Annotated in this window: 21 protein-coding genes and 1 pseudogene; 10 read left to right on the forward strand and 12 right to left on the reverse strand. The window is 50.7% G+C overall.

Annotated features, from left to right (window positions below; all coding sequences use genetic code 11):
* Positions 1 to 147: 147 nt before the first annotated feature.
* Positions 148 to 579: a carboxymuconolactone decarboxylase family protein gene (locus tag D8682_RS20650; protein WP_121815031.1), complete on the reverse strand. Its 432-nt coding sequence runs from the start codon at positions 577 to 579 to the stop codon at positions 148 to 150.
* A gap of 132 nt (positions 580 to 711) precedes the next feature.
* Between D8682_RS20650 and D8682_RS20655 the strand changes: the two genes are divergently transcribed.
* Together D8682_RS20655 and D8682_RS20660 are read left to right on the forward strand one after the other, a co-directional pair.
* On the forward strand, positions 712 to 2,043 hold the full coding sequence (locus D8682_RS20655; RefSeq protein ID WP_121815745.1) for a PLP-dependent aminotransferase family protein: 1,332 nt from the start codon (positions 712 to 714) through the stop codon (positions 2,041 to 2,043).
* 155 nt (positions 2,044 to 2,198) lie between these two features.
* Positions 2,199 to 3,350: an integrase core domain-containing protein gene (locus tag D8682_RS20660; protein ID WP_121815032.1), complete on the forward strand. Its 1,152-nt coding sequence runs from the start codon at positions 2,199 to 2,201 to the stop codon at positions 3,348 to 3,350.
* 212 nt (positions 3,351 to 3,562) lie between these two features.
* Here D8682_RS20660 and D8682_RS20665 read toward each other — a convergent pair whose 3' ends face one another.
* Complete coding sequence (locus D8682_RS20665) at positions 3,563 to 3,889, reverse strand: DUF883 domain-containing protein (RefSeq protein WP_034457412.1); 327 nt, start codon at positions 3,887 to 3,889, stop codon at positions 3,563 to 3,565.
* 160 nt (positions 3,890 to 4,049) lie between these two features.
* Between D8682_RS20665 and D8682_RS20670 the strand changes: the two genes are divergently transcribed.
* Positions 4,050 to 4,391 carry a DUF2002 family protein gene (locus D8682_RS20670; protein ID WP_121815033.1) on the forward strand — a complete coding sequence of 114 codons (342 nt, stop codon included), beginning with the start codon at positions 4,050 to 4,052 and terminating at the stop codon, positions 4,389 to 4,391.
* Positions 4,392 to 4,432: 41 nt separating this feature from the next.
* On the opposite strand, the gene alaE is transcribed toward D8682_RS20670, so the two are convergent.
* The 5 genes from alaE to D8682_RS20695 all read right to left on the reverse strand — a co-directional run bounded on the left by alaE (position 4,433) and on the right by D8682_RS20695 (position 7,234).
* Positions 4,433 to 4,888, reverse strand: a complete 456-nt coding sequence (alaE, locus tag D8682_RS20675; protein WP_064544006.1) for an L-alanine exporter AlaE — start codon at positions 4,886 to 4,888, stop codon at positions 4,433 to 4,435.
* 379 nt (positions 4,889 to 5,267) lie between these two features.
* Complete coding sequence (locus D8682_RS20680) at positions 5,268 to 5,447, reverse strand: hypothetical protein (protein ID WP_064544059.1); 180 nt, start codon at positions 5,445 to 5,447, stop codon at positions 5,268 to 5,270.
* 209 nt (positions 5,448 to 5,656) lie between these two features.
* Entirely contained in the window at positions 5,657 to 6,181 is a 525-nt protein-coding gene (locus D8682_RS20685) for a rhodanese family protein (protein WP_064544008.1), read from the reverse strand.
* Positions 6,182 to 6,189: 8 nt separating this feature from the next.
* Complete coding sequence (locus tag D8682_RS20690) at positions 6,190 to 6,492, reverse strand: helix-turn-helix transcriptional regulator (protein ID WP_064544010.1); 303 nt, start codon at positions 6,490 to 6,492, stop codon at positions 6,190 to 6,192.
* Positions 6,493 to 6,571: 79 nt separating this feature from the next.
* Positions 6,572 to 7,234, reverse strand: coding sequence for a GntR family transcriptional regulator (locus tag D8682_RS20695; protein ID WP_064544012.1), 663 nt, complete (start codon positions 7,232 to 7,234; stop codon positions 6,572 to 6,574).
* 356 nt (positions 7,235 to 7,590) lie between these two features.
* On the opposite strand from D8682_RS20695, the gene D8682_RS20700 reads away from it, so the two are divergent.
* The 5 genes from D8682_RS20700 to D8682_RS20720 are packed head-to-tail and all read left to right on the forward strand — an operon-like array spanning position 7,591 to position 13,758.
* The gene (locus D8682_RS20700) at positions 7,591 to 8,832 is read left to right on the forward strand and encodes an NRAMP family divalent metal transporter (protein ID WP_064544015.1); all 1,242 of its coding nucleotides are present in this window, start codon (positions 7,591 to 7,593) and stop codon (positions 8,830 to 8,832) included.
* A gap of 10 nt (positions 8,833 to 8,842) precedes the next feature.
* On the forward strand, positions 8,843 to 9,613 hold the full coding sequence (locus D8682_RS20705; protein WP_121815034.1) for a LamB/YcsF family protein: 771 nt from the start codon (positions 8,843 to 8,845) through the stop codon (positions 9,611 to 9,613).
* 12 nt (positions 9,614 to 9,625) lie between these two features.
* Entirely contained in the window at positions 9,626 to 10,438 is an 813-nt protein-coding gene (locus D8682_RS20710) for a putative hydro-lyase (RefSeq protein ID WP_232887281.1), read from the forward strand.
* 1 nt (position 10,439) lies between these two features.
* Positions 10,440 to 12,047: a 5-oxoprolinase/urea amidolyase family protein gene (locus D8682_RS20715; RefSeq protein ID WP_121815035.1), complete on the forward strand. Its 1,608-nt coding sequence runs from the start codon at positions 10,440 to 10,442 to the stop codon at positions 12,045 to 12,047.
* Entirely contained in the window at positions 12,028 to 13,758 is a 1,731-nt protein-coding gene (locus tag D8682_RS20720) for a biotin carboxylase N-terminal domain-containing protein (protein WP_238392784.1), read from the forward strand. The genes D8682_RS20715 and D8682_RS20720 overlap by 20 nt, the downstream gene beginning before the upstream one ends.
* A 228-nt stretch (positions 13,759 to 13,986) precedes the next feature.
* On the opposite strand, the pseudogene D8682_RS20725 reads toward D8682_RS20720, so the two are convergent.
* The 4 genes and pseudogenes from D8682_RS20725 to D8682_RS20740 all read right to left on the reverse strand — a co-directional run bounded on the left by D8682_RS20725 (position 13,987) and on the right by D8682_RS20740 (position 18,649).
* Positions 13,987 to 14,684: pseudogene (locus tag D8682_RS20725) on the reverse strand (IS1 family transposase).
* 209 nt (positions 14,685 to 14,893) lie between these two features.
* Positions 14,894 to 15,793, reverse strand: coding sequence for a DUF2167 domain-containing protein (locus D8682_RS20730; RefSeq protein WP_121815037.1), 900 nt, complete (start codon positions 15,791 to 15,793; stop codon positions 14,894 to 14,896).
* A gap of 514 nt (positions 15,794 to 16,307) precedes the next feature.
* On the reverse strand, positions 16,308 to 17,483 hold the full coding sequence (locus D8682_RS20735; protein WP_121815038.1) for an ISL3 family transposase: 1,176 nt from the start codon (positions 17,481 to 17,483) through the stop codon (positions 16,308 to 16,310).
* Positions 17,484 to 17,788: 305 nt separating this feature from the next.
* Positions 17,789 to 18,649: a PA4780 family RIO1-like protein kinase gene (locus D8682_RS20740; protein ID WP_121815039.1), complete on the reverse strand. Its 861-nt coding sequence runs from the start codon at positions 18,647 to 18,649 to the stop codon at positions 17,789 to 17,791.
* Between the two features lie 236 nt (positions 18,650 to 18,885).
* Between D8682_RS20740 and D8682_RS20745 the strand changes: the two genes are divergently transcribed.
* Together D8682_RS20745 and D8682_RS20750 are read left to right on the forward strand one after the other, a co-directional pair.
* On the forward strand, positions 18,886 to 19,332 hold the full coding sequence (locus D8682_RS20745; protein ID WP_064544027.1) for a DUF3828 domain-containing protein: 447 nt from the start codon (positions 18,886 to 18,888) through the stop codon (positions 19,330 to 19,332).
* 550 nt (positions 19,333 to 19,882) lie between these two features.
* Entirely contained in the window at positions 19,883 to 20,788 is a 906-nt protein-coding gene (locus D8682_RS20750) for a LysR family transcriptional regulator (protein WP_064544029.1), read from the forward strand.
* Positions 20,789 to 20,825: 37 nt separating this feature from the next.
* On the opposite strand, the gene cobO is transcribed toward D8682_RS20750, so the two are convergent.
* Entirely contained in the window at positions 20,826 to 21,428 is a 603-nt protein-coding gene (gene cobO, locus D8682_RS20755; RefSeq protein ID WP_121815040.1) for a cob(I)yrinic acid a,c-diamide adenosyltransferase, read from the reverse strand.
* Between the last annotated feature and the right edge of the window lie 2 nt (positions 21,429 to 21,430).

Raw genomic sequence — 21,430 nt, forward strand, 5'->3', positions numbered from 1 at the left:
TCTCTGGTGTTGAGAATATGAATACTAGATGTGGGTGAGAAAATTATCAACCATACAAGATATAGTATTTTCGATAAGAGGGAGGGAGTGGCGTGGTTTTCACCCTCTCCTTTGGGAGAGGGCCGGGGTGAGGGGAAAACTCAAAAACTACATACGCATACCGATCGCCAGGCGGTTAAACGCATTCATCAGGCTCGCGGCAAAAGTCAGATCGCTAATCTCTTGTGCAGTAAAGAATTGCAGCAGCGGCTGGTACACCGCATCTTCCGCACCACCTTCGGTAATCATGGTCACCGCTTCAGCCCAGGCCAGCGCCGCACGCTCTTTGTCGCTGAAGTGATGGCTCACTTTCCAGCCCGCCAGCGCATCCAGTTTGGTCTGGTCCACGCCATCTTTGCGCAGGGCTTTTGAGTGCATCTCCAGGCAATAAGCACAACCGTTAATCTGCGAGACACGCAGGAAAACCAGCTCAATCAGTGTTGAACCCAGCGAGCTGGACTCCAGACCTTTCAGCGCTTGCAGCATCGGCTTAAACACAGCAGGGGAAAGGTCAAAATAGGGTTGGCGTAATTCTGTCATGGTGTTGTTCCTCATGTTGGTGTGAAAGCAATTTAGCACTATGATGGACTACTAAAGAGAGCCATAAATTAACTAATAAAGCAGGCCATAATGGCAAAATCGAATCAACTGGTGGTCAGCGCTCACCACGCCATCCCGCGTTATCAACAAATTGCCAGGCAACTCAAACAGGCAATCAGTGATGGTGAGCTGGTGGCCGGAAGCCGTTTGCCGTCGAGCCGTACTATGGCACTTGAACTTGGCGTGGCGCGGGCGACAGTGGAAAACGCCTATGGCGAACTGGTGGCACAAGGTTGGCTGGAAAGGCGCGGCCAGGCGGGAACCTTCGTCAGCCCTTCAGCCACTTCGGGGGCAAATAACGTTGCCAATACCTCGAGCCAGCCGCAAGGTGCGCCACGTCCGTTTCAGATGGGGTTACCAGCCCTTGATGGATTCCCGCGCGCACTCTGGGCGCGGATGATGGGGCGGCGTCTGCGCCTGCAAACCCGCTATGACCTGATGCTGCCAGAGGCTAACGGCGAATCGACACTGCGCCAGGCTATTGCCGATTATTTGCGATTTTCGCGCAGTATTGACTGCCAGCCGGAGCAGGTATTTATCACCGCCGGATTTCAGGCCGCCATGCGTCTGGTGGTGCATACCCTGGCAAAACCTGGCGACGGAATATGGCTGGAAGACCCCGGTTATCGCTATGTGCGCCCGGTTTTTGCTGAAGCAGGAATGGCGCTACATCCCGTCCCCGTCGATAACGAAGGGATGCAGATTGATTACGGGTTAGGTCATTTCCCTGACGCTCGTTTTGCGCTGGTTACTCCCGCTCACCAAAGCCCACTTGGCGTGGCGTTGTCACTGGCACGCCGCCATCAGTTGCTGGACTGGGCAGCAGCGAATCAAAGCTGGGTGATTGAAGACGATTACGACAGCGAATTCCGCTACCATGGCAAACCACTGCCACCGATAAAAAGCCTCGATGGCCCACAACGGGTGATCTACGCGGGGACGTTCAGCAAATCGCTATTTCCCGCGCTGCGCGTCGCCTGGCTGGTGGTGCCGCAACAGCAAGTCGAGGCGTTTTCACAACATACTCATTACTTACCCTGCACCGCGCCGTTGTTGATTCAGCAAACCATTGCCGATTTTCTCCGCGAAGGCCATTTCTGGCGTCATCTGAAAAAAATGCGTCTGTGCTACAGCGAACGGCGAGTATGGCTGGAACAGGCACTGCAACAGCAAGGTTTTGATGTGGTTCCACAGGCCGGAGGCATTCAACTGGTGATGCGTGTCGGCGGCGATGATCGTGCGCTTGTGGCGAAAGCTCGCGAAGCCGGGCTGGCGGTGCAGGCATTAAGTGACTGGCGGATGGTGTCAAAAGGGGAAGGGGGAATTCTGATGAGTTTTACCAATCTCACATCAATGGCGATGGCACTCAAAGTGGCGCAACAACTTCGTGACGCGATTTTCTGACTGCACCTCTTCCCAGGTCGGATAAGCGCAGCGTCATCCGATACAACTGGCGTAAATGGTGGATGACGCTAACGGTACAAACCGGGCACATGGGTAACACTTTAGACCGGACACATGGGTAACAGTTATAAACGGTATAGCAGAGGAGACTCACTATGCCCTGGACTGAGACCCGACCCATGCAACGTCTTGATTTCATCCGTGCCAGCCAGACTGGCACGGAGCCTTTCTCCACTCTGTGCCGCCGCTTCGGCATCAGCCGCAAAACTGGCTATAAATGGCTGCAGCGCTTTAACCCTGATGACCCGGCCTCTCTTTTTGACCAGCCCCGTACCCGGCTCACACATCCTGAACGCCTGCCGCCCGGGATTGTTCAGCAGCTTATCGATGTTCGCGTAAAACACCCCGACTGGGGACCTAAAAAAATCCGCGCCTGGCTGATTAATCACCAGGTGCCGTTTGATGTGCCAGCCGCCAGCACTATCGGCGATATCCTGAAGCGTGAGGGGCTTGTCATCCCCCGCACTCATCGTCGCCGTACGCCCGGAAACCGGCAGCCACTGACGACCATCAGCGAGGTCAATCAGGTCTGGAGTGCCGACTTCAAGGGCAAGTTCCGCCTGCTCAGCCAGCAGTACTGTCACCCCTTCACCCTGACCGATAACCACAGCCGGTATCTGCTGTCCTGCGAGGGAACGTTCCGGGAAAGCGAGTCCTTTGTCCGGGGCTGCCTGGAGCGGGCGTTCCTTGAATACGGCCTGCCGGAGGTACTGAAAACCGATAACGGTCAGCCTTTTGCCGGCACCGGTATCGCCGGGCTGAGTCGCCTCGCAGTCTGGCTGATTAAGCTCGGTATCCGGCCGGAACGCATCCGTAAGGGTCATCCTGAAGAGAACGGTCGCCATGAGCGCATGCACCGCTCCCTGAAACACAGCCTGAGCTTCGGTAACCGGAGGGCTTCGCTCGAAGCACAACAGGCCTGGTTCGACAGTTATCGCCGGGAGTTTAATCAGGAGCGGCCGCACGAAGCGCTGGGCGGCCTGACGCCGGGCGGTATCTGGGTACCGTCACCGAGGCGATGGGATGGAAAAACGCCGGAGGTGAGCTATCCGGAAGGGGCACGGCTTTACAGGGTGCGAACCAAAGGTGACATCTACATCGGCAAACGGTTGTTCCTGAATCAGGCGCTGAGAGGGGAATATGTGATGCTGGAAGAGCGTAGCGACGGGCTTGAAGCGATAATATTTAACCAGATGGACCTTGCTTACTACGACAGACGTAAGCAAAGTATCATCCGGATAGATTAGGCAGAATGTGTTACCTATGTGGCCGGTCTGATCTGTAACCTATGTGACCGGTCATACACTAATGCTTATCCACCCTACAAAGTCAAAATCGAACCGTAGGTCGGATAAGCGTTAGCGTCATCCGACATAACTGGCTTATCACCCCACAAGAAAGTAAAGACCCCGGCAGAACCGGGGTCAGACGCATATTTGTTATCACTACACTTTTGTGGCTAACGACGGGACGCTAATAAAGCCCCGATGAAAATACCTACGGCGGCGCTAATACCCACGCTTTGCCATGGTTTGTCGCGCACATAAGTATCGGCACAACCTACCGCATCACAGGCGGCTTGTTTCACACGGGTGCGACCATGAAGGCGAGCTCGTGTCTCTTTGAGCAGAGATTCCGCTTTTTTGCGGGCGGCTTCCCCTTCTTCTTTAACATCGCTACCGAACGATTTAAGAACCTCTTCCAGCGTGTCGGCCAGTTGGTTCACGTCACGGTTAATATCATCAACACCTTCGTCTACATCATTTCGATTTACACGGTTAAACATTAGTTTCTCCCTTGTTGCGATGTACTTCTCAGTGTAGACCATAATTTTTAGTCATGAGACAGGTCACGCGCTTTTGCGGTCTTTATGGACTAATCTGAAAGCGCTAGTAATGCTGGATATTGTAATGTTGCGCTGCAATAGAAGATGATGAGGACAAATTATGTATTTACGACCCGATGAGGTGGCCCGCGTTCTTGAAAAAGTCGGTTTTACCATGGATGTTGTCACACCAAAAACATACGGATATCGCCGTGGTGAAAATTACGTTTATGTGAATCGCGAAGCGCGTATGGGGCGAACTGCGTTGATTATTCACCCAACCTTAAAAGAACGAAGCCAGACACTGGCGGACCCTGCCACGGATGTTAAAACTTGCGATCACTACCAGCATTTTCCACTCTACCTTGCTGGCGAAACTCATCAGCATTACGGCATTCCGCACGGTTTTAGTTCACGCATTGCGCTGGAACGTTATTTGTCTGGTTTGTTTGGCGAGCATTAATCGAAACCGGTGTTGTTGCGCGTCACGGCGCAACGCTAACCTCAAGCCCCAGCTTTTGCATTCCGGTAACCGCTGATGCGGAATAAGCGACGGCAATAATCCAAAAAGTAGCCATACGCGGCACCCATAAACATCGACACCACAATGTTAGAACTGACTGCTGCAGCTATCTGGGTCCAGTCAGCACCGACCGACCACAAAATGGCGACGTAAACCGGTGACTGGAAAGTCACATAAGCCAGCACATCAGCAAGATTTTTCGCCCAGTTAGCTTTGCTATAACGTTTAGTCAAACGCATGAAAGCATCGCGATATAAACCGTAGGGCCAGGCAATCAGGATATTCACCGGGATGGCGACCAGCCTTGATGAGAGCGACTGCTCAAAGCTCATGCCGGAGAGAAAAATCTCTATCATCATGTTCACAACCGAGCAATACACTACCATCGCAAAAGTATCTGCGACTGCATGACGCAGGCGTGACTCAGGAGAAAACATTCTTCCGACTCCTAATGAAAATTAGATATATACACTGCCAAGTAGACATGATGGCAGTGCTAATGCGTGGCTTATTTTGATTTGACTAGATTATATCGCTGGTTGAAATCGTACAATTAGTGATTAATTTTTATTTAATCGCGTTTTGTCAATAAAATCCGCTAAATGGCACATAAAAGGCAGGGTTTCATGATTTTGTCGCTTCGTTATTAATTTTCATTTAAAAATCACTGGGTTAATTTTTCGTCAGTCGCAGCGGTTTTTCGGGCTATTCAGAGCCTGAATTTTTGTTGTGGGGTTGTTTATATAACGATGAGTGGGGCGGGGTAATTATGTGGTTTCAGGCGGGTGAACTGTAGCCCGCCTGATCATAGCGGCATTAGCAAACGCCAAAATCGTCGTCTTCTTTATACAAAACCACGTCTTCTGCTTTTAGCGTGACCTTTTCGCCGCTCAAAATATTCCTCGGGGTACAGAACAAAGTATCGCCCTGAACATCCAGCACTTCATACTTCGGGCCACCTTTCTTGGGTTGCACCAAATCGCCTGCCTTGAACATAATTAACCTCATTCAATTGAGAGAAATGAATTACGTATACCCGTCATCCTTCAAGCTGCAGGGGTGTTGGCTGCACTCACTTACCCAAATCACTTACTTAAGTAAGCTCATCGGGATAAGCTCCCTGGCCGCCTGGCTGCAACTCGAATGCTAACGGGTATATACCGTTAACCATAGCCCAAAATAACGGGACAAAAAGCCGAACTCACTCAGTGCTTATTCCAGGGCATTACTGCCAGCAAGCGTGCCATGCCGCAAAAACCGCTGATACCCGCAAACAGCAAACCCGCACCGACAAAACCCGACAGTAAATAGAATCCTGGGTGAACAACAAACCCCAGAATCACACCCGCAAGTACCAGGCTTCCGGCGGCAATTTGCACCTGGCGCATTAACGGCAACGGCTGTGATTTATCTTCGAGAATTTGCTGGCCATCTTTCTTCCAGGCCGTTAATCCCCCTTCCAGCAGCAGCACTTTTGCGGGGGCCACGGCATCAACCAGTTTCTGGGCATTTTGCGTGGTGCGCATGCCGGACTGGCAATAAAAAATTACCGTATCGAAAGGGTCAAACGGGCCAAGTCTATCGCCATTTTCGATGGCAGAAAGCGATAGTAAATGTGCCTCGGCAATATTCTCACGCGCATATTCATCACGCTCGCGGATATCAATCAACGCCGCACCTTTGGTGAGCAGCGCTTTGGCATCGCTTGGGGAAATAGTCTGGATAGTCATGCTGTTCCTCACGGACAATAAATGGCTTTAAGCGTGCCAATGATCTCCCGAATGGCATCACTTTTAATGAAATAAAGAATGCGCTGCGCCTCGCGGGTACTGTCGATAAGCCCTTCATTGCGCATACGGGCAAGATGCTGAGAAGTGGCAGATGGACTTAGCCCAGTCGCCGTAGCCAGCTCGCCTGCTCCGGTGCCGGGGGAATCGAGCAACATGCAGAGGATCAGCAGCCGATTGGCGTTACTCATTGCTTTGAGTAGCTTTGCGGCATCGCTCGCGCTGGCCTGGAGTTTTAGCAGTTCGGGATTCATGGTTTTAGTTTAGCACTTACTTAATTAAGCAAATGCTAAACTAAAGGATGGGAAAATGCACGTGATTGTTAGCCATTGATCAGGATGATTGTTGATGCCTGGCCCAGGCCGCCAGTACCGTGCGCTCGGATAGCTCAAGGTACTCCGCGAGCGTACGGGCGGCTTTTTCATTTTGGTCATCAACCAGCAGCGCAAGGATGTGGGCATTCTTCTCAATATAAGGGGCATAGAGAATTTCGGGATCGTTAAGATGCCCGAATACTAGCCGGAGTTCTGCGGAGATATTGCGGTACAGGCGCGTCAGGCGCTCGCTGTCGGCCAATTCGACAATCGCCGTGTGGAACTTCATATTTGCCGTCCCCACCTGCCGCCATTCGCTGGTCTGGCGGTACTCCCGCGCTTCTTGCACAGCGGCTTCCATTTTGGCAACGGCTGGATGCAGCGGATAGGCATGGGTGAGGGCGTCGCACTCAATCAGCCGACGAATACGGTAAATATCGAGAATTGCCGCCATATCCGGCACTGCCACACAAACCCCGCGATTAGGCTCGTAACGCAGCAACCCTTCCTGGGTCAGCATGCGGAACACTTCACGCAGCGTATTGCGCGAAATATCCAGTTGTTCGCTGAGGGCAGCTTCCGAAAGGCGCGCGCCGGACGCGAGTTCGCCAACGATAATCTTCTGGCGGATAGTCTCGGCGATTTTCTCGCTCAGCATTTGAGTGGCGGCATCTTTCTTCATGTTGTTCTGCGGTAACCTGGTGAGCGGCAATTTTCACATATTAGCCTGGTAGCGGCAAGGCATTGAGACTGCGGGATTATTTCAATTCCATGCACTATAAAAGCGCATAACTGCATTTCTATGCACTCCACTGGTGCAATACCTCACTTTCTTTACGCCGCCGATCGGGAAAAAGTGATCGGCGTCGGTTTTTTATCATCCGGTTTTCGATTCTGTTTGTCTAATTAATCAACACTCACTAGCTTATTGTTCAACAATAATTTAATAGTTGATTAACAATTTCTGCTTTTACCTCAACGATGGTCTGTTTATTGCTTAACAGACAGGGTTATAATTCTAATAACGGAGAGAGTCAGATGGCAGCGCAAGAACTCGAAAATAAATCCTTTGTCCAGAAGCGTCGTTCCTCGCTGCTGGCGGCAATATTCCTGATGGCGACCTCGGCGATTGGCCCTGGTTTTATCACGCAAACGGCCACTTTTACCGCCACCATGGGCGCGGCATTTGCCTTTGGTATTCTGGCCTCGATCGTCATCGATTTTGTGGTGCAACAGAATATCTGGCGCGTGGTGACTGTTACGCGGATGCGCGCCTCTGACGTTGCCAACGAAGCGCTACCTGGCAGTGGTTACTTACTGGCGGTGCTGGTGATATTCGGTGGGCTGGTCTTTAACGTCGGTAACATTGCCGGTGCGGGTCTGGGCCTGAATGCCATGTTTGGTATATCACCAAAATGGGGTGGGCTGCTCAGCGCACTGCTGGCGATCTACATCTTCTCCTCGCAGCGCGCCAGCAGCGCAATTGACCGCCTGATTATTGTCCTCGGCCTGGTGATGATTGGCCTGACGCTGTATGTCGCGTTTGTCTCTTCCCCGCCGGTCGGCGAAGCGCTGCGCCAGAGCGTGTTTCCGGATACGATGAACTTCGCCATGATCACCACCATCGTCGGCGGCACCGTGGGCGGATATATCTCGTATGCGGGTGCGCATCGCCTGTTAGATAAAGGCATGACCGGTGTCGAAAATATTGAAGCGGTTTCTTCGGCGGCGACCAAAGGGATTCTGGTGGTCGGGTTGATGCGTTACGTGTTGTTCCTCGCCGTATTGGGCGTAGTCGCCAGCGGCGTAACGTTAGACATTTCCAGCCAGGTGGCGAACCCGGCTTCTCAAGCCTTCCAGCACGCTGTGGGTAGCTTTGGTGTGCGCATCTTTGGTTTTATCTTCTGGGCAGCGGCACTCACCAGCGTGATTGGCGCGGCTTACACTTCAGTCAGCTTTATGACTGTTTTTAATAAGAAAATGACTGAACGCCAGCGCAATATCGCGACCATTATCTTTATTGCTGTCTCATTAGTGGTGTATGTGTTGCTGGGGACAGCTCCGGCGGCGTTGCTGGTGTTTGCGGGCGGTTTCAACGGGCTTATCTTGCCAATCGGTCTGACGATTTTTGTCTACGTCGGCTGGAAACGTGCTGATTTAATGTCGGGTTATGTCTACCCGCGCTGGTTGCTGTGGACGGGTCTGGTGACCTGCGTGCTGACCTGGTACATGGGCGCACTCTCCGTTGGCGCTATTTTCGATTTCCTGAAAGTTGTCTGAGGAAAAGCAGATGTTAAAGACCATTGATCTCAATAGCGATTTAGGCGAAAGCTTCGGGCAGTGGACCATGGGTGACGACGCCGCCATCCTCAAAGTGGTGAGTAGCGCTAACGTCGCCTGTGGTTTCCACGCCGGTTCCCCGGCGGGCATTCTTGAAACGCTGAAAGCGGCAAAAACGCAGGGCGTAACGGTCGGCGCGCATGTTGCCTATCCGGATTTAGTCGGCTTTGGCCGCCGTAACATGGACATCGCCAGCGACGAACTCACCGCCGACGTGATTTACCAGATTGGCGCACTGCAAGGGCTGGCACGCGCTGCGGGCACTCAAGTGCGCTACGTCAAACCGCACGGTGCGCTGTACAACACCATTGCTTATCACGAACGCCAGGCGCTGGCGGTGATCGACGGCATTCTGGCGGTTGACCCGCAGTTGCCACTGGTTGGGCTGGCGGGTTCTCCGGTGCTGCAACTGGCGCAGCAAAAAGGGTTGAAAACCATCGCCGAAGCGTTTGCAGACCGTGCTTACCACGCCGACGGTACGCTGGTTTCGCGCCGCGAAGCGGGATCGGTACTGCACGATGCACAGCTTGTGGCGCAACGAATGCTGCAACTGATTACCGAAGGTGGTGTTGAATCCATTGAAGGGAAATTCACGCCGATTCAGGCCGACTCTATATGTGTGCATGGCGACAGCCCAGGCGCGATTGCTATGGCGAGCCAGATCCGCACCTTGCTGGAAGCGCAGGGCATTGCTATCCGCTCGTTTATTCCTCAGGCGTAAGGAGCGGCAGCTATGCAGAATAAGTTAATGAAAGCCAGCCAACAGGCGATTGCCGCCGCACGAGAAGCGCGCCAGGCGATTCGTCACGGTTTTGATAAACCTACCGCCGGAATGGCGCCAGGCATGACCCAGGCGAACATGATTTGCCTGCCGCGTGACTGGGCGTTTGATTTCCTGCTCTATGCCCAGCGCAACCCACAAAGCTGCCCGGTGCTGGATGTGATAGAAGCGGGCGGGCATCAGACCGTGCTGGCGGAAGGTGCCGATTTGCGCACCGACATTCCGCGTTACCGTGTCTGGGAGCAGGGTAAGCTGGCGGATGAAATCACCGACGCGCGCGCTGTCTGGGAAAAGCACCCTGACCTGGTCACCTTCTTAATTGGTTGCAGCTTTACCTTTGAAACGCCACTGCGTGAAGCGGGTATTGAAGTACGCCACATTACCGATAACTGCAACGTGCCGATGTACAAAACTAACCGCCTTTGCCGCCCCGCAGGGCGTTTACAGGGCGAACTGGTGGTTTCCATGCGCCCGATCCCGGCAGACAGGGTGGCAGACGCCGTGATGATCAGCGGCCGTTTTCCCGCAGTGCACGGTGCGCCGGTTCACATCGGCGAGCCGCATCTGTTGGGTATTAGCGATATTTCACGTCCAGATTTTGGTGATGCTGTGCGTATCGAAGCAGGTGAAATCCCGGTGTTCTGGGCATGCGGCGTGACTCCGCAAGCTGCGGTGATGAAATCGGGAGTGCCATTTGCCCTCAGTCACGCGCCAGGACACATGTTTATTACTGATGTACCGGATGCCGCCTGGCAGGGAGCGTGAAGTGAGATTTTTAGCCGTTAACTTAAGTAGCTTCCTGGTCGAACTGGATACGCTTGATGAAACACTGGCGTTGTTCGATGCGCTCAGCGCCGCGCCGGAAAAGGGGATCGAGGAGATCATTCCGGCAGCTCGAACCTTGTTGATCCGCTATCAGCCGATGCAAACCAGCATGGCGCAACTTGCTGGCAAAATCTCGCAGTGTTCTTTGCAGCATAAGGAAGCCCGCCACGGTCAACAGGTGACTATCCCTGTGCACTACAACGGCGAAGATCTTCCGGCAGTAGCGGAACTGATGGGTATCGCGGTGCAGGAAGTCATCCGCCGCCATCAGGAATCACTGTGGAACGTGGCGTTTACCGGCTTTGCGCCAGGTTTTGCCTATATGGTGTCTGACACTGGCGGCTGGCAAACACCGCGTCGCAGCACACCTCGCACCCGCATTCCCGCAGGTTCCGTGGCGCTGGCTGGGGAATTTAGCGGTATCTATCCACAAGCTAGCCCCGGCGGTTGGCAGCTTATCGGCCAGACTGACCTGCAAATGTGGGACTTAACGCGCGCGCAGCCCGCACTGCTGTTGCCGGGTAGCCAGGTGCAGTTTGTGGATGGCGCCGCAGGTAAGAAAATGGTTTCTCTGCCTGCCGTTGTTGCGCCACAAATTGCCCCCGCGAGTGACGCACCAACGCTGACCGTGCTGGCGACAGGCCTGCAAACCTTGTGGCAGGACAATGGCCGCAGCGGCAAAGCGGCGCTGGGTTTATCGGAATCCGGCGCGATGGATAAAACAGCGCTGCACACCGCAAATCGTATTGTTGGCAACCCGAGTGATTCACCTTGCCTCGAAATCACACACGGTGGTTTCCGCGCCCGGGCAAATGGCGATGTGGTGATTACCCTGACCGGTGCGCCATGCCCGTTGACCCTGAAAACGGCGGACGGCGAGCGTTATCGCGTGGAAAGTTATTGCCCACTCAATTTAGCCGCCGGAGATGAAATTCACGTTGGTACGCCAGTTCGCGGGTTACGCAGTTATCTGGCGGTGCGCAGCGGGTTTGTGGTCGAACAAATTCTTGGCAGTGCCGCGCGTGACAGCCTGGCGCAGTTAGGGCCAGCCGCGATTGCTGTTGGTGACATTTTACAGACTGGCGCACATTCGCACTGTAACGCCGTTTTGCTGGATGAACTTCCACAATCTGCCCTTCCTGCGGTGGGTGAAATAGTTACGCTGGATATTGTCGCAGGCCCGCGCACCGACTGGTTCACCGCCGATGCACTCGCTCGTTTAACCGCGCAGGACTGGCTGGTCACGCCACAGTCTAACCGCATCGGTTTGCGCCTCGCAGGTGAGCAACAACTGGAGCGCCGTCAGCACCAGGAGCTGCCGAGTGAAGGCACTTGTAGCGGCTCGATTCAGGTTCCTGCCAGCGGGCAACCGGTGCTGTTTTTGCACGACCACCCATTGACCGGTGGCTATCCGGTGATTGCTGCGGTGGCAGAATATCATCTTGATTTGGCAGGGCAAATTCCGCCCGGCGCTGCCATTCGCTTTAACATTATCCAACCGTTTATCGAAATAACAGGGAGTAATGCCCGTGACCACCTCGCCGCATAAAGTTCTGATCGCCAACCGTGGCGAGATTGCCGTTCGCATCATTCGTGCCTGCCGTGATTACGGTGCGCAGGCGGTGGCGGTGTACGCTGACCCGGATGCCAACGCGCTACACGTGCAAATGGCTGATGAAGCCTGGGCGCTACCAGGCACTAGTTCAGCAGACACCTACTTAAACATTGCAGCGCTGGTGGAGGTTGCAAAGCGCAGCGGTGCAACAATGGTGCATCCTGGCTACGGTTTTTTGTCTGAACGTGCCGAGTTTGCTCGCGCCGTACAGGAGGCGGGGCTTATCTGGATTGGTCCGCAGCCGGACACTATCGAGAAACTCGGCGATAAAGTGCAGGCGCGTAAAATCGCCATGGAAGTGGGAGCTCCGCTGGTCAAAGGCACTACAGATCCGGTGAATGGCGCGGGAGAAGTGCTCGATTTTGCTGCCACGCACGGTTTGCCGGTAGCGATTAAAGCTGCCTTTGGCGGTGGTGGGCGCGGCCTGAAAGTGGCCTGGAAACTGGAAGAAGTGGCTGAACTTTATCATTCCGCAACACGCGAAGCGCTAACGGCATTTGGCCGTGCAGAATGTTATGTCGAACAATATCTCGACCGTCCACGCCATATTGAAGCTCAAGTTATCGCGGATAAACACGGCAATGTGGTGGTGCTTGGCACGCGTGATTGCTCGCTCCAGCGCCGTAACCAGAAACTGGTGGAAGAAGCGCCCGCACCGTTTATTAGCGATGCCCAGCGCCTGCAAATCCACAGTGCCGCCCACGATATTTGCGCCCATGCGGGCTACGTTGGCGCTGGTACCGTGGAGTTTTTATTAAGCCGCGACGGTACGCTTTCGTTCCTCGAAGTGAACACCCGTTTGCAGGTAGAACATCCGGTCACCGAAGAAACTACCGGCCTTGATATTGTCGTGGAACAACTGCGCATTGCGGAAGGTTTACCGCTCAGTATTCTGGAAACCCCAGTCCCGCGTGGACACTCGTTCGAATTCCGAATTAACGCTGAAGATGCTGGCAAAGGCTATTTACCGACACCTGGCAATATCACGGTATTCCGCGCACCAGGCGGGCCTGGTATTCGCCTCGACACTGGCGTTAATGCGGGCTCAACCGTCCCAGGCAATTATGACTCGCTGATGGCAAAACTCATTGTCACGGGCAGCAGCCGTGAACAGGCCATTGCCCGTGCACGTCGCGCCCTGCGTGAGTTTGAAATCGACGGTGTAGCCTCAGTGTTGCCATTCCACCGTGCGGTGATGGATGACGCTGATTTCACCGAAGGCTTCAAGGTGCATACTCGCTGGATTGAAACTGATTTTGCCGGGCGCATTGAATTTGCACCGCGTCAGACGCCCAAGGCCAATGAAACTTTAACCCGCACCTGGATTGAACTTGATGGCCGTCGCGTGCAACTGGGCTTACCTGCGAGCCTGTTTAGCGGTGCGGCATTGTCTCAGCCAGGTCAAGCGCACCCGCCAGTGAACGAGCCGGTAAACGACGCGGCAGTTGAAGCACCGATCTCCGGTGTGCTCCATAGTTGGCTGGCAGAAGAGGGCAAAACGGTGCAGCAAGGGGAAGTGATTGCGGTAATGGAAGCGATGAAAATGGAAGTTCAGGTCGTCGCACATCGCAGTGGAACCCTGAAACAGCAGGCGACAACGGGGGATTTAGTCGAAGCTGGGCGCTCACTCGGTGATATTAGTTAGAATCTTACGGCGGGTGAACAGCCCGCCTGAATTACCCTACTAATATTTATAGGTATCATGCTTTTCAGAGTATTTGTTATTGATATGTGTTGGTGGTAGTCCAGCGTAAGAATATACTGGACACGTTTTAGATGGACTGAAATATACCCACAGTTTTTAGAACACATAATGGAATAACATGAAAAATATCTTCTTTTTTGGGTCGTGTATTCAATATGGTGAATTGCATTACAATACATAATGTTCTCGCTCGATAAATGTACCAATGATCTTGTCATGCATTTCTGTCGATTTTGAGTACCCCAGTGTCTTGCGGTTTAGTCGTTTCAATCTGTTGCGAAGGTTCAGGTTTTCACGCTCAATACGTTGCGTGTAAAGCTTACCCGTAATATGTTTTTCATTCGGTAACACGTCATAAGCACTGAAATTATCTGTGCATCAGAAGGCCACATTAAAACCTGACAGCAACCCCAGTAACTGACGAAGCGTTTTCTTGCTCCGGTGACCAAAAGCATGGGCAATAATACGTTTGAGACGAGGTTCCCATGCGTACCACAGCCAGCGTTGCTTCTTTTTATTGCCGACAAATGACCACATTTCATCCACTTCGTAAATGGGCTGAATTTGCAGATTACCCAGTGGAAGAAAGGTTACGTTTTGCGGTGAGAGTTTTTTAGTGTACGCACAACGGCATTAATGCTGATATTCAATGCCCGAGCGGTGTCGCGGATACCGGCATTATTCATGGCAAGATCAATAATTTGAGTCTTCATACCCTGTTGGCAGGCATGGTACTCATATTCAAGTTGAAAGCTCCGACAGCACGCCTGGCAGCGATAACGTTGATGTCCGGAACTCCCCTGTCCGTGTTTTTTTACTGGGGCTGTTTGCTTACAAAACGGACATTTTACATCAACCTTAGCCATCAGAATCCCTTTGATAAAAACGATGAGTTTATCTGATGATCTCCGGATTGAATACACGACCGCTAATAACAGAAAAAATATAAGGTATACTCAAACTACACTGTGAATTAGCTTGTTTGATAATTTATCAAACAAGCTATTCATAACTTTATCCTGAGACTGGATTACTCTCAATTATGCTCCAGTAGATAGTATATCTGATTAAGAATTTATGATTTTTTTCTCCCAAATAAAAATTTGGCCAACACAGCGAAAGCAGCAATGATAACCACAAAGAACTTCTTAACGAATAAAATAACCAGCCCCAACATACCGACTTTCTTTGCAGCCACCGCAGCACCACCGGCAACCAAAGCACCTAGAGTATATGTTGATGTAGTATCCCAGAAACGGCGATCTTGATAGCGGTGACCTTCAGCAAAAGAGACTATTTTTAGTAAATTTGAGGCTTCTTTCTTAATGGTCGGTAATTGTTCGGCAGAAGCAATAATATTAATATTAAAGACTCCATAGCGCCCAAGATTTCTTATGTAGTAGTTTATAAATTCGCCAGAATCCTTACTGTGCAGTCGTAAAGCCCAATAAATGGTATGAGACGACGGATCATAATGGGGGGGTTCAGCCCAACCAATGAGATGAAGAGCCTCATAACCATGACGCTCTCTTACTTTATTTTCCTCAATATTGCTTTTCTTCATATCTTTGAGAATAAGATCATAATCGATGGAATTTGCATCCTCATCAGAAATATAACTATCGCTTTCAAAAAATAGTTCAGCGCCCCAGCCTTTATCATCAAATGGTGAGGTATCAGCAGGTACAATCATCCCAAGAAGAGAAGGTTCATCAGGTGATGTTGGCGGATTACCCCACCCGTCAACCAGTACCTTTTCCGCATCCTCCGGTGATAGATACCGAAATTTTACTCCGGGTTTAACAACCACACTTTTATCCATTAAACTAACAACATCCTGTTTATAATTTAATGACTCGTCTAGTTTTTTATCCTCTGGGTCCATGTCCGCGTGAACTGTCAACAGGGGAAATACTGCCAGAAACATAACTATCAAGCATTTTTGCAAAATATATCGTACACGGTGAAATATCATTTTCATTTCCTAAATAACATTAGTCTTATGCATTGAAATACGTTGTTAATATATTTCTTATTCACATTGCCAATTCAGCTTCAGCGAAATATTTTTTTTGCCACCAATAGCGTGTTAGCTACAACTTGTGAAGGATGCCATCAATATAAACACTATCTTTTAACACGCAGAAAAACCAGGCACCCTTTAACATTAGTTAATAAAAACCACCAACCGTCCTCTAGCCTATCTATTGGCAGATTGCCAAACACTCAAAGCAATGAAAAAATAAATACTATCAATTAAACTGATGCATAAAATAAAATATTTGTTTATTTTTAAACAAATATTCGTATGGATTCTATAATGATTCGGTTACATAAAATAAATAGCGGCGCAAAATAGTAATTCACATTGAGGGAACTCAGGGGGACTGTTTGATCCTACCCGCGAATAGTGGACACGCGATTAAGTGAGTGAACTCCCAACAAGAGGTGACTCATGACAAAACCAGCATCAATTCAAAAAAAAAGGTTCATCGCGCCTTACCGGGGAACGCTGCTTTTATCTTCATAAAAAAGTAGTCGTTATCCCGGTACCCATATGCCATACGTTTTATCACTTTTATCACTTTTATCACTTTTATCACTTTTATCACTTTTATCACTTTTATCACTTTTATCACTTTTATCACTTTTATCCTGTTGTTCATCCCCTCCAGCACGCTGGTATTCAGACGATGGGTGGCACTCGCGATTATGCCGTTCACGTAACACTTCAGCTTATCCGCGAACTGCTGCAACGCCTTAATGCCACTTTCCTGTGACTGCCTGTGCCACTCATTCCAGCGACGCTGCGCAACCTCCTCATCCGGCGCATACCACAGCTCTTTCAGCGCCGTTTTCATCACGTACACCGTATTTAACGGCTGGTTCGCCGCCAGCAACTCTGCCAGTTTCACCTCATGACCGTCCGGTAGATTCTCCGCATTACGCAACAGCAACCAGCGGCTGCGTTTAATGACCTTCCGTGCTTTTTTGTCGTCACGCAGCTGATTTGCCTGGTCGACCCTCACTCTGTCGATGACTTCCCGGCCGAACTTCGCCACCACATGGAACAGGTCATAGACGACTTCCGCCTGCGGACATTGCTCTCTCACCTCCAGGTCCAGGGCTGTATTCATATCCATCGCGACAGATTCGATAGCGGCACAGCCTTCCTGCCCCAGCCAGGTGAAGAACGGGCGGACGGCTACACGACTACGACCTTCGCCAACCCACAGCACCTGTTGCGTATCTGCATCCACCACAACCGTGGCATAGCGATGACCTTTAAACAGCGCGAACTCATCTATTATCAGGCGGCGGAGAGTATGCCGTTCAGGCTCCCGGAGTTCCCGCCGCAGGCGTCGGCAGTCGATATTTTTAATGGTGTGCCAGTGCAGACCCGTCAACTGTGCCACATGTTTAATGGGCAATAACCGGGTGAGCGTTTCCACCCAGGTGGCTAACGAGGACGTGTAACGCTGGCGTTCAGGCAACCATGAGATGTGCTCAGTGGCAATCCCGCAGCGAGAGCAGCGCAGACGGCGGCAGGAGGGCGCAAAATCGGAGTCAGGCTGAAGAGTAATAAGCAGAGCATCCGGTGCAGGATGCGTGAAAGAATCAATAGTGAAACCTTCCCAGAAGAGGGAAGAAAGATTAGCATTCATGGCAGACGGCGGTTGAGTGGCAGGTTAGTGTTTTGGCGAATACAAAACTAACCACTTTTACCGCCGTTTTCTATTGGTTCACGCTTAACCGCGATGAACCAAAAAAAAGCCCACATAACTTTCGCTATGCGGGCCTTTAATTTTCTATACCCGTCATACTTCAAGTTGCAGCGTTGTTGGCTGCACTCATAATCCATGAGGCTCACCCTTCGGGCCAGCGCAAGCGCTGTTCAAATCTGTTCCAGACAGATTTGTTGCTCCCTTGCCACCTACCTGCAACTCGAATTATTTAGGGTATAAGGTGATTATTCGTATTGCTGGTCGCGCTCTTTGGCTGCGCGTTGACGGTCGTAAAACTCATCTTCCGCAGCAATAATTTCATCAATCAGTGAACCCATATCCACATCATGGGCTTCTTCGATGAATAGCCCCGTTAGCGGTGTTTCTGGGGTTAATTTTCCGTCTTCATATAACGCCCAGATCTCTTTCGCATAGCGTGTTTGCAGTAATTGCGGGGCGAACTGGCCGTAATATTCGGTGATGTTATTCACATCACGTTCAAACATGGATTCAGCATGGTTGTTTGCTGCGGCGTCCACCGCTTGTGGCAAGTCGATAATCACCGGCCCTTGCGCGTCTTGCAGTACGTTAAACTCCGATAAATCGCCATGCACCAGGCCCGCACACAACATGCGTACGATATTGCGGATCATGGTTTCGAAATCAGCCAGCGCACTTTCTTCGCTCATCGCCACATCGCTCAGACGTGGAGCCACCAAACCTTCAGCATCGGTGACCAGTTCCATCAATAACACGCCATCAATACACATATATGGCTGTGGCACGCGCACCCCGGCGTTTGCCAGGCGGAACAACGCTTCCACCTCAGCCATTTGCCAGGTTTCTTCTTGTTGCTTGCGTCCGAACTTTGAGCCTTTCTGCATGGCACGGGTGTTGCGAGAATTGCGGACTTTGCGCCCTTCCTGATACTGCACAGCTTGCTTAAAGCTACGCTGCATAGCTTCTTTGTACACTTTGGCGCATTGGATCTTGTCACCGCATAAAACGGTGTAGACGTCGGCTTCTTTGCCACTTTTCAGGCGCTGAAGTACATCGTCGATCAGGCCATCATCAACCAGCGGTTGGAGTCTATTTGGGATTTTCATGCGGCTTTATACCTTATTTCAGCCATTTTTCGTATCAATAACACAGACGGCGATAGCAGAAAAAGTGGACAATATTTGCCACGGAATCGGAAAGTTAACGTAACTGTCTGTATTCATTTGCTTGTCTGCAATTGTAGGGCGGATAAGCGCGAGCGACATCCACCGTTTACCCCAGCGATGTCGGGTGAAGCTATGCTTTCCCGAACGACACCAAAGTTTGATTAAAGGTACTCAGAATGAAAATTTTAACCGCTTTCATGCTGTTGGTCTCCACTTCAACGCTCGCCGCCAGCGATTACGACCAGCCTATTAAACTGGCACAGGAATTCAACCAATGGTACCTGCAACAAATCAGTCAGAATAAAAATCCTCTTACCGATGGCCATGATATTGATAAATATGTGACTAAAAGCACGCTGGAAAAACTACGTTCAGCCATCGGTAACGAAGCTGAATTTTACGACGCCGACTTTTTTATTCGCGCCCAGGATTTTGGCGAAGACTGGCCGACGAACGTCACCGTAGTATCCAGTGACTATGACCCCGTTTGCTTCAACATTTATGTTTCCTACGGCAAAAAACAGCAACACACCGTTATTGACTGCATGGTAAAGGAAGCCGGAACCTGGAAAATCCAGTCTGTTGCAGGCCAGACCATACTGAGAAATGAAAACGTGAAGTAGCGGGAAAAAGGTCACTAAAGTGGTGTTGTAGGGTGGATAAGCGATAGCGTCATCCACCATTTTAGCCTGTTTTTCGGACGGTGCTGCGCTTATCCGACCAGGGAATAGGTTTGTCTTTTTTTCCACACTTTTCAACGTGATTTTTGCCTTCTTTAACATGGCGCTCATTAATCCAGCAAAAGAACCTTTATACTAATACACCTGTGTTTATCAATAATCCTCAGATATTTTTTTGGAAAAAGGTTTTATTAAAAATGGAAAGCTTTATAGAAGCTCTGTGGCGCGTTGTTATTTCGTTTAGAAATAAAACAAATGAACACAGAGTCACCGATATGGGTCTGGTAAAATAATGACTCACTTCACCTTTATTCTCAAGAATAATAAACATGCTATTAACATATTAACCGGATATAAAGGTTATACGGCCAGGCTGAAGCAAAAGATGAAAAAACAGCAATGAGATGAGAATTATCTTGCGTCAGTCCTTATGGGGTTGAGAAAGATAATTTCATCCCTAAACTATTTTAGTTCACTGCAAATGGAAGGCACGATGAGAGGAAAAATACCGAAGACCGAATTGCTGGTGACGTTTGAAGTGGTGGCACGTCACGAAAGTTATACTCGGGCAGCAGAAGAGTTGGCTTTGACACAGAGCGCTGTGTTCAGACAAGTAAACGCGTTGGAGGATTTTCTGCATACTGCATTATTTGACCATGCAAAAAAACGTATTCATTTAAATGCGGCAGGTAAGCATTATCTGAACATTGTTAAAGAAACGCTAAATAAACTTGAGCGTGATACTCATTCGATAATGGCCTGGCAACCTGCGGTTCAGGCTATTGAGTTAGCCGTCAATCCGACATTAAGCACTCATTGGTTGATTCCCAATTTACGCGAGTTCAATAAATTAAATCCCGATATTACGGTCAATATTCATTCACTGGCTAATATCGGCGATTTTCTAAACAATGATTATGACGCCGCTATTATGCGCGAAGATTTTTGTACACCATGGTCTGGAATGGAATATTTATTTGAAGAGGAGATTTTGCCCGTTTGTAGCAGAAGCCTGTTATCCCGACCTGATCAAAAATTCGCTGTCGATGACTTGCTGAATGAATTTCCTTTGTTGCATCAAAGTACCCGCACCACCGGTTGGCAAGAGTGGTTTGCGCTGTCGGATGTTAACAGCCCGCTGGTGAACAAAGGCCCGCGCTTTGACTTGCTCTCGATGTTGATTGCGGCGGTACGCTCAAATCTGGGAACCGCATTATTACCTCGTTTTGCTATTCAGCGTGATCTGGACAGCGGTGAAATGGTCATTCCTTGTGATGTTCCTATCCGTACCGGGAACCGCTTCATTTTGACATGGCGGGCAGAAAAAGCTGAGTCCCGACATTTGCAGATTCTTCGCGCCTGGTTACTGGAAAAATCACTGATATCTGAGCCAGCCTGATTGATGATGCCGCCCGGTTTTCACCAGGCGGCATACCTTACCAGTCAATACCAGATTGAGCCTGAATCCCGCTATCAAAGGCATGTTTTACCGGTCGGATTTCACTGACGGTATCTGCAATATCCAGCAACTGGCTGTGACAACCGCGCCCGGTCACCACCACACTTTGATGGGCGGGGCGATTCACTATCGATGAAATAACCTCCTGAATATCCAGGTAGTGATAAGCCAGCATATAGGTGAGTTCATCGAGTACCACCAGGTCGTAACGCGCATCGGCGAGCATGCGCTTACTTTCCTGCCAGACCGCGAGAGCAGCCTGGATATCTTCTTCTCTATTCTGGGTTTCCCAGGTAAAACCGGTGCCCATAATGTGGAATTCAACATTGTGCTGATGCAGCGTGTTGTATTCACCATTATCCCACTGGCCTTTAATGAATTGCGCGACCCCGACGGTTTTGCCATGGCCGATAGCGCGCGTCACTGTCCCAAAGGCTGCGGTCGATTTTCCTTTTCCGTTGCCGGTAAAAACAATCAGGATACCTTTCCTTTCGGTTGCCGCCGCCACACGGCTATCTACCCGCTCTTTGATCTTTTGCTGGCGCTGACGATGGCGTTCAGTATTGGTTCGCGTTTCCATAA

This window comes from Buttiauxella sp. 3AFRM03 (assembly GCF_003675305.1).
In the GTDB taxonomy this organism is placed as follows: Bacteria; Pseudomonadota; Gammaproteobacteria; order Enterobacterales; family Enterobacteriaceae; genus Buttiauxella; species Buttiauxella ferragutiae.

Bases quoted from the DNA above. Each gene is read 5' to 3' on its own strand.
- D8682_RS20705 (WP_121815034.1), top strand. From the start codon at position 8,843: ATGTTAAAGACCATTGATCTCAATAGCGATTTAGGCGAAAGCTTCGGG.
- D8682_RS20710 (WP_232887281.1), top strand. From the start codon at position 9,626: ATGCAGAATAAGTTAATGAAAGCCAGCCAACAGGCGATTGCCGCCGCA.
- D8682_RS20670 (WP_121815033.1), top strand. From the start codon at position 4,050: ATGTATTTACGACCCGATGAGGTGGCCCGCGTTCTTGAAAAAGTCGGT.
- D8682_RS20660 (WP_121815032.1), top strand. From the start codon at position 2,199: ATGCCCTGGACTGAGACCCGACCCATGCAACGTCTTGATTTCATCCGT.
- D8682_RS20690 (WP_064544010.1), bottom strand. From the start codon at position 6,492: ATGAATCCCGAACTGCTAAAACTCCAGGCCAGCGCGAGCGATGCCGCA.
- D8682_RS20695 (WP_064544012.1), bottom strand. From the start codon at position 7,234: ATGAAGAAAGATGCCGCCACTCAAATGCTGAGCGAGAAAATCGCCGAG.
- D8682_RS20650 (WP_121815031.1), bottom strand. From the start codon at position 579: ATGACAGAATTACGCCAACCCTATTTTGACCTTTCCCCTGCTGTGTTT.
- D8682_RS20745 (WP_064544027.1), top strand. From the start codon at position 18,886: ATGAAAATTTTAACCGCTTTCATGCTGTTGGTCTCCACTTCAACGCTC.
- D8682_RS20685 (WP_064544008.1), bottom strand. From the start codon at position 6,181: ATGACTATCCAGACTATTTCCCCAAGCGATGCCAAAGCGCTGCTCACC.
- D8682_RS20750 (WP_064544029.1), top strand. From the start codon at position 19,883: ATGAGAGGAAAAATACCGAAGACCGAATTGCTGGTGACGTTTGAAGTG.
- D8682_RS20735 (WP_121815038.1), bottom strand. From the start codon at position 17,483: ATGAATGCTAATCTTTCTTCCCTCTTCTGGGAAGGTTTCACTATTGAT.
- D8682_RS20680 (WP_064544059.1), bottom strand. From the start codon at position 5,447: ATGTTCAAGGCAGGCGATTTGGTGCAACCCAAGAAAGGTGGCCCGAAG.
- D8682_RS20700 (WP_064544015.1), top strand. From the start codon at position 7,591: ATGGCAGCGCAAGAACTCGAAAATAAATCCTTTGTCCAGAAGCGTCGT.
- D8682_RS20665 (WP_034457412.1), bottom strand. From the start codon at position 3,889: ATGTTTAACCGTGTAAATCGAAATGATGTAGACGAAGGTGTTGATGAT.
- alaE (WP_064544006.1), bottom strand. From the start codon at position 4,888: ATGTTTTCTCCTGAGTCACGCCTGCGTCATGCAGTCGCAGATACTTTT.
- cobO (WP_121815040.1), bottom strand. From the start codon at position 21,428: ATGGAAACGCGAACCAATACTGAACGCCATCGTCAGCGCCAGCAAAAG.
- D8682_RS20730 (WP_121815037.1), bottom strand. From the start codon at position 15,793: ATGATATTTCACCGTGTACGATATATTTTGCAAAAATGCTTGATAGTT.
- D8682_RS20740 (WP_121815039.1), bottom strand. From the start codon at position 18,649: ATGAAAATCCCAAATAGACTCCAACCGCTGGTTGATGATGGCCTGATC.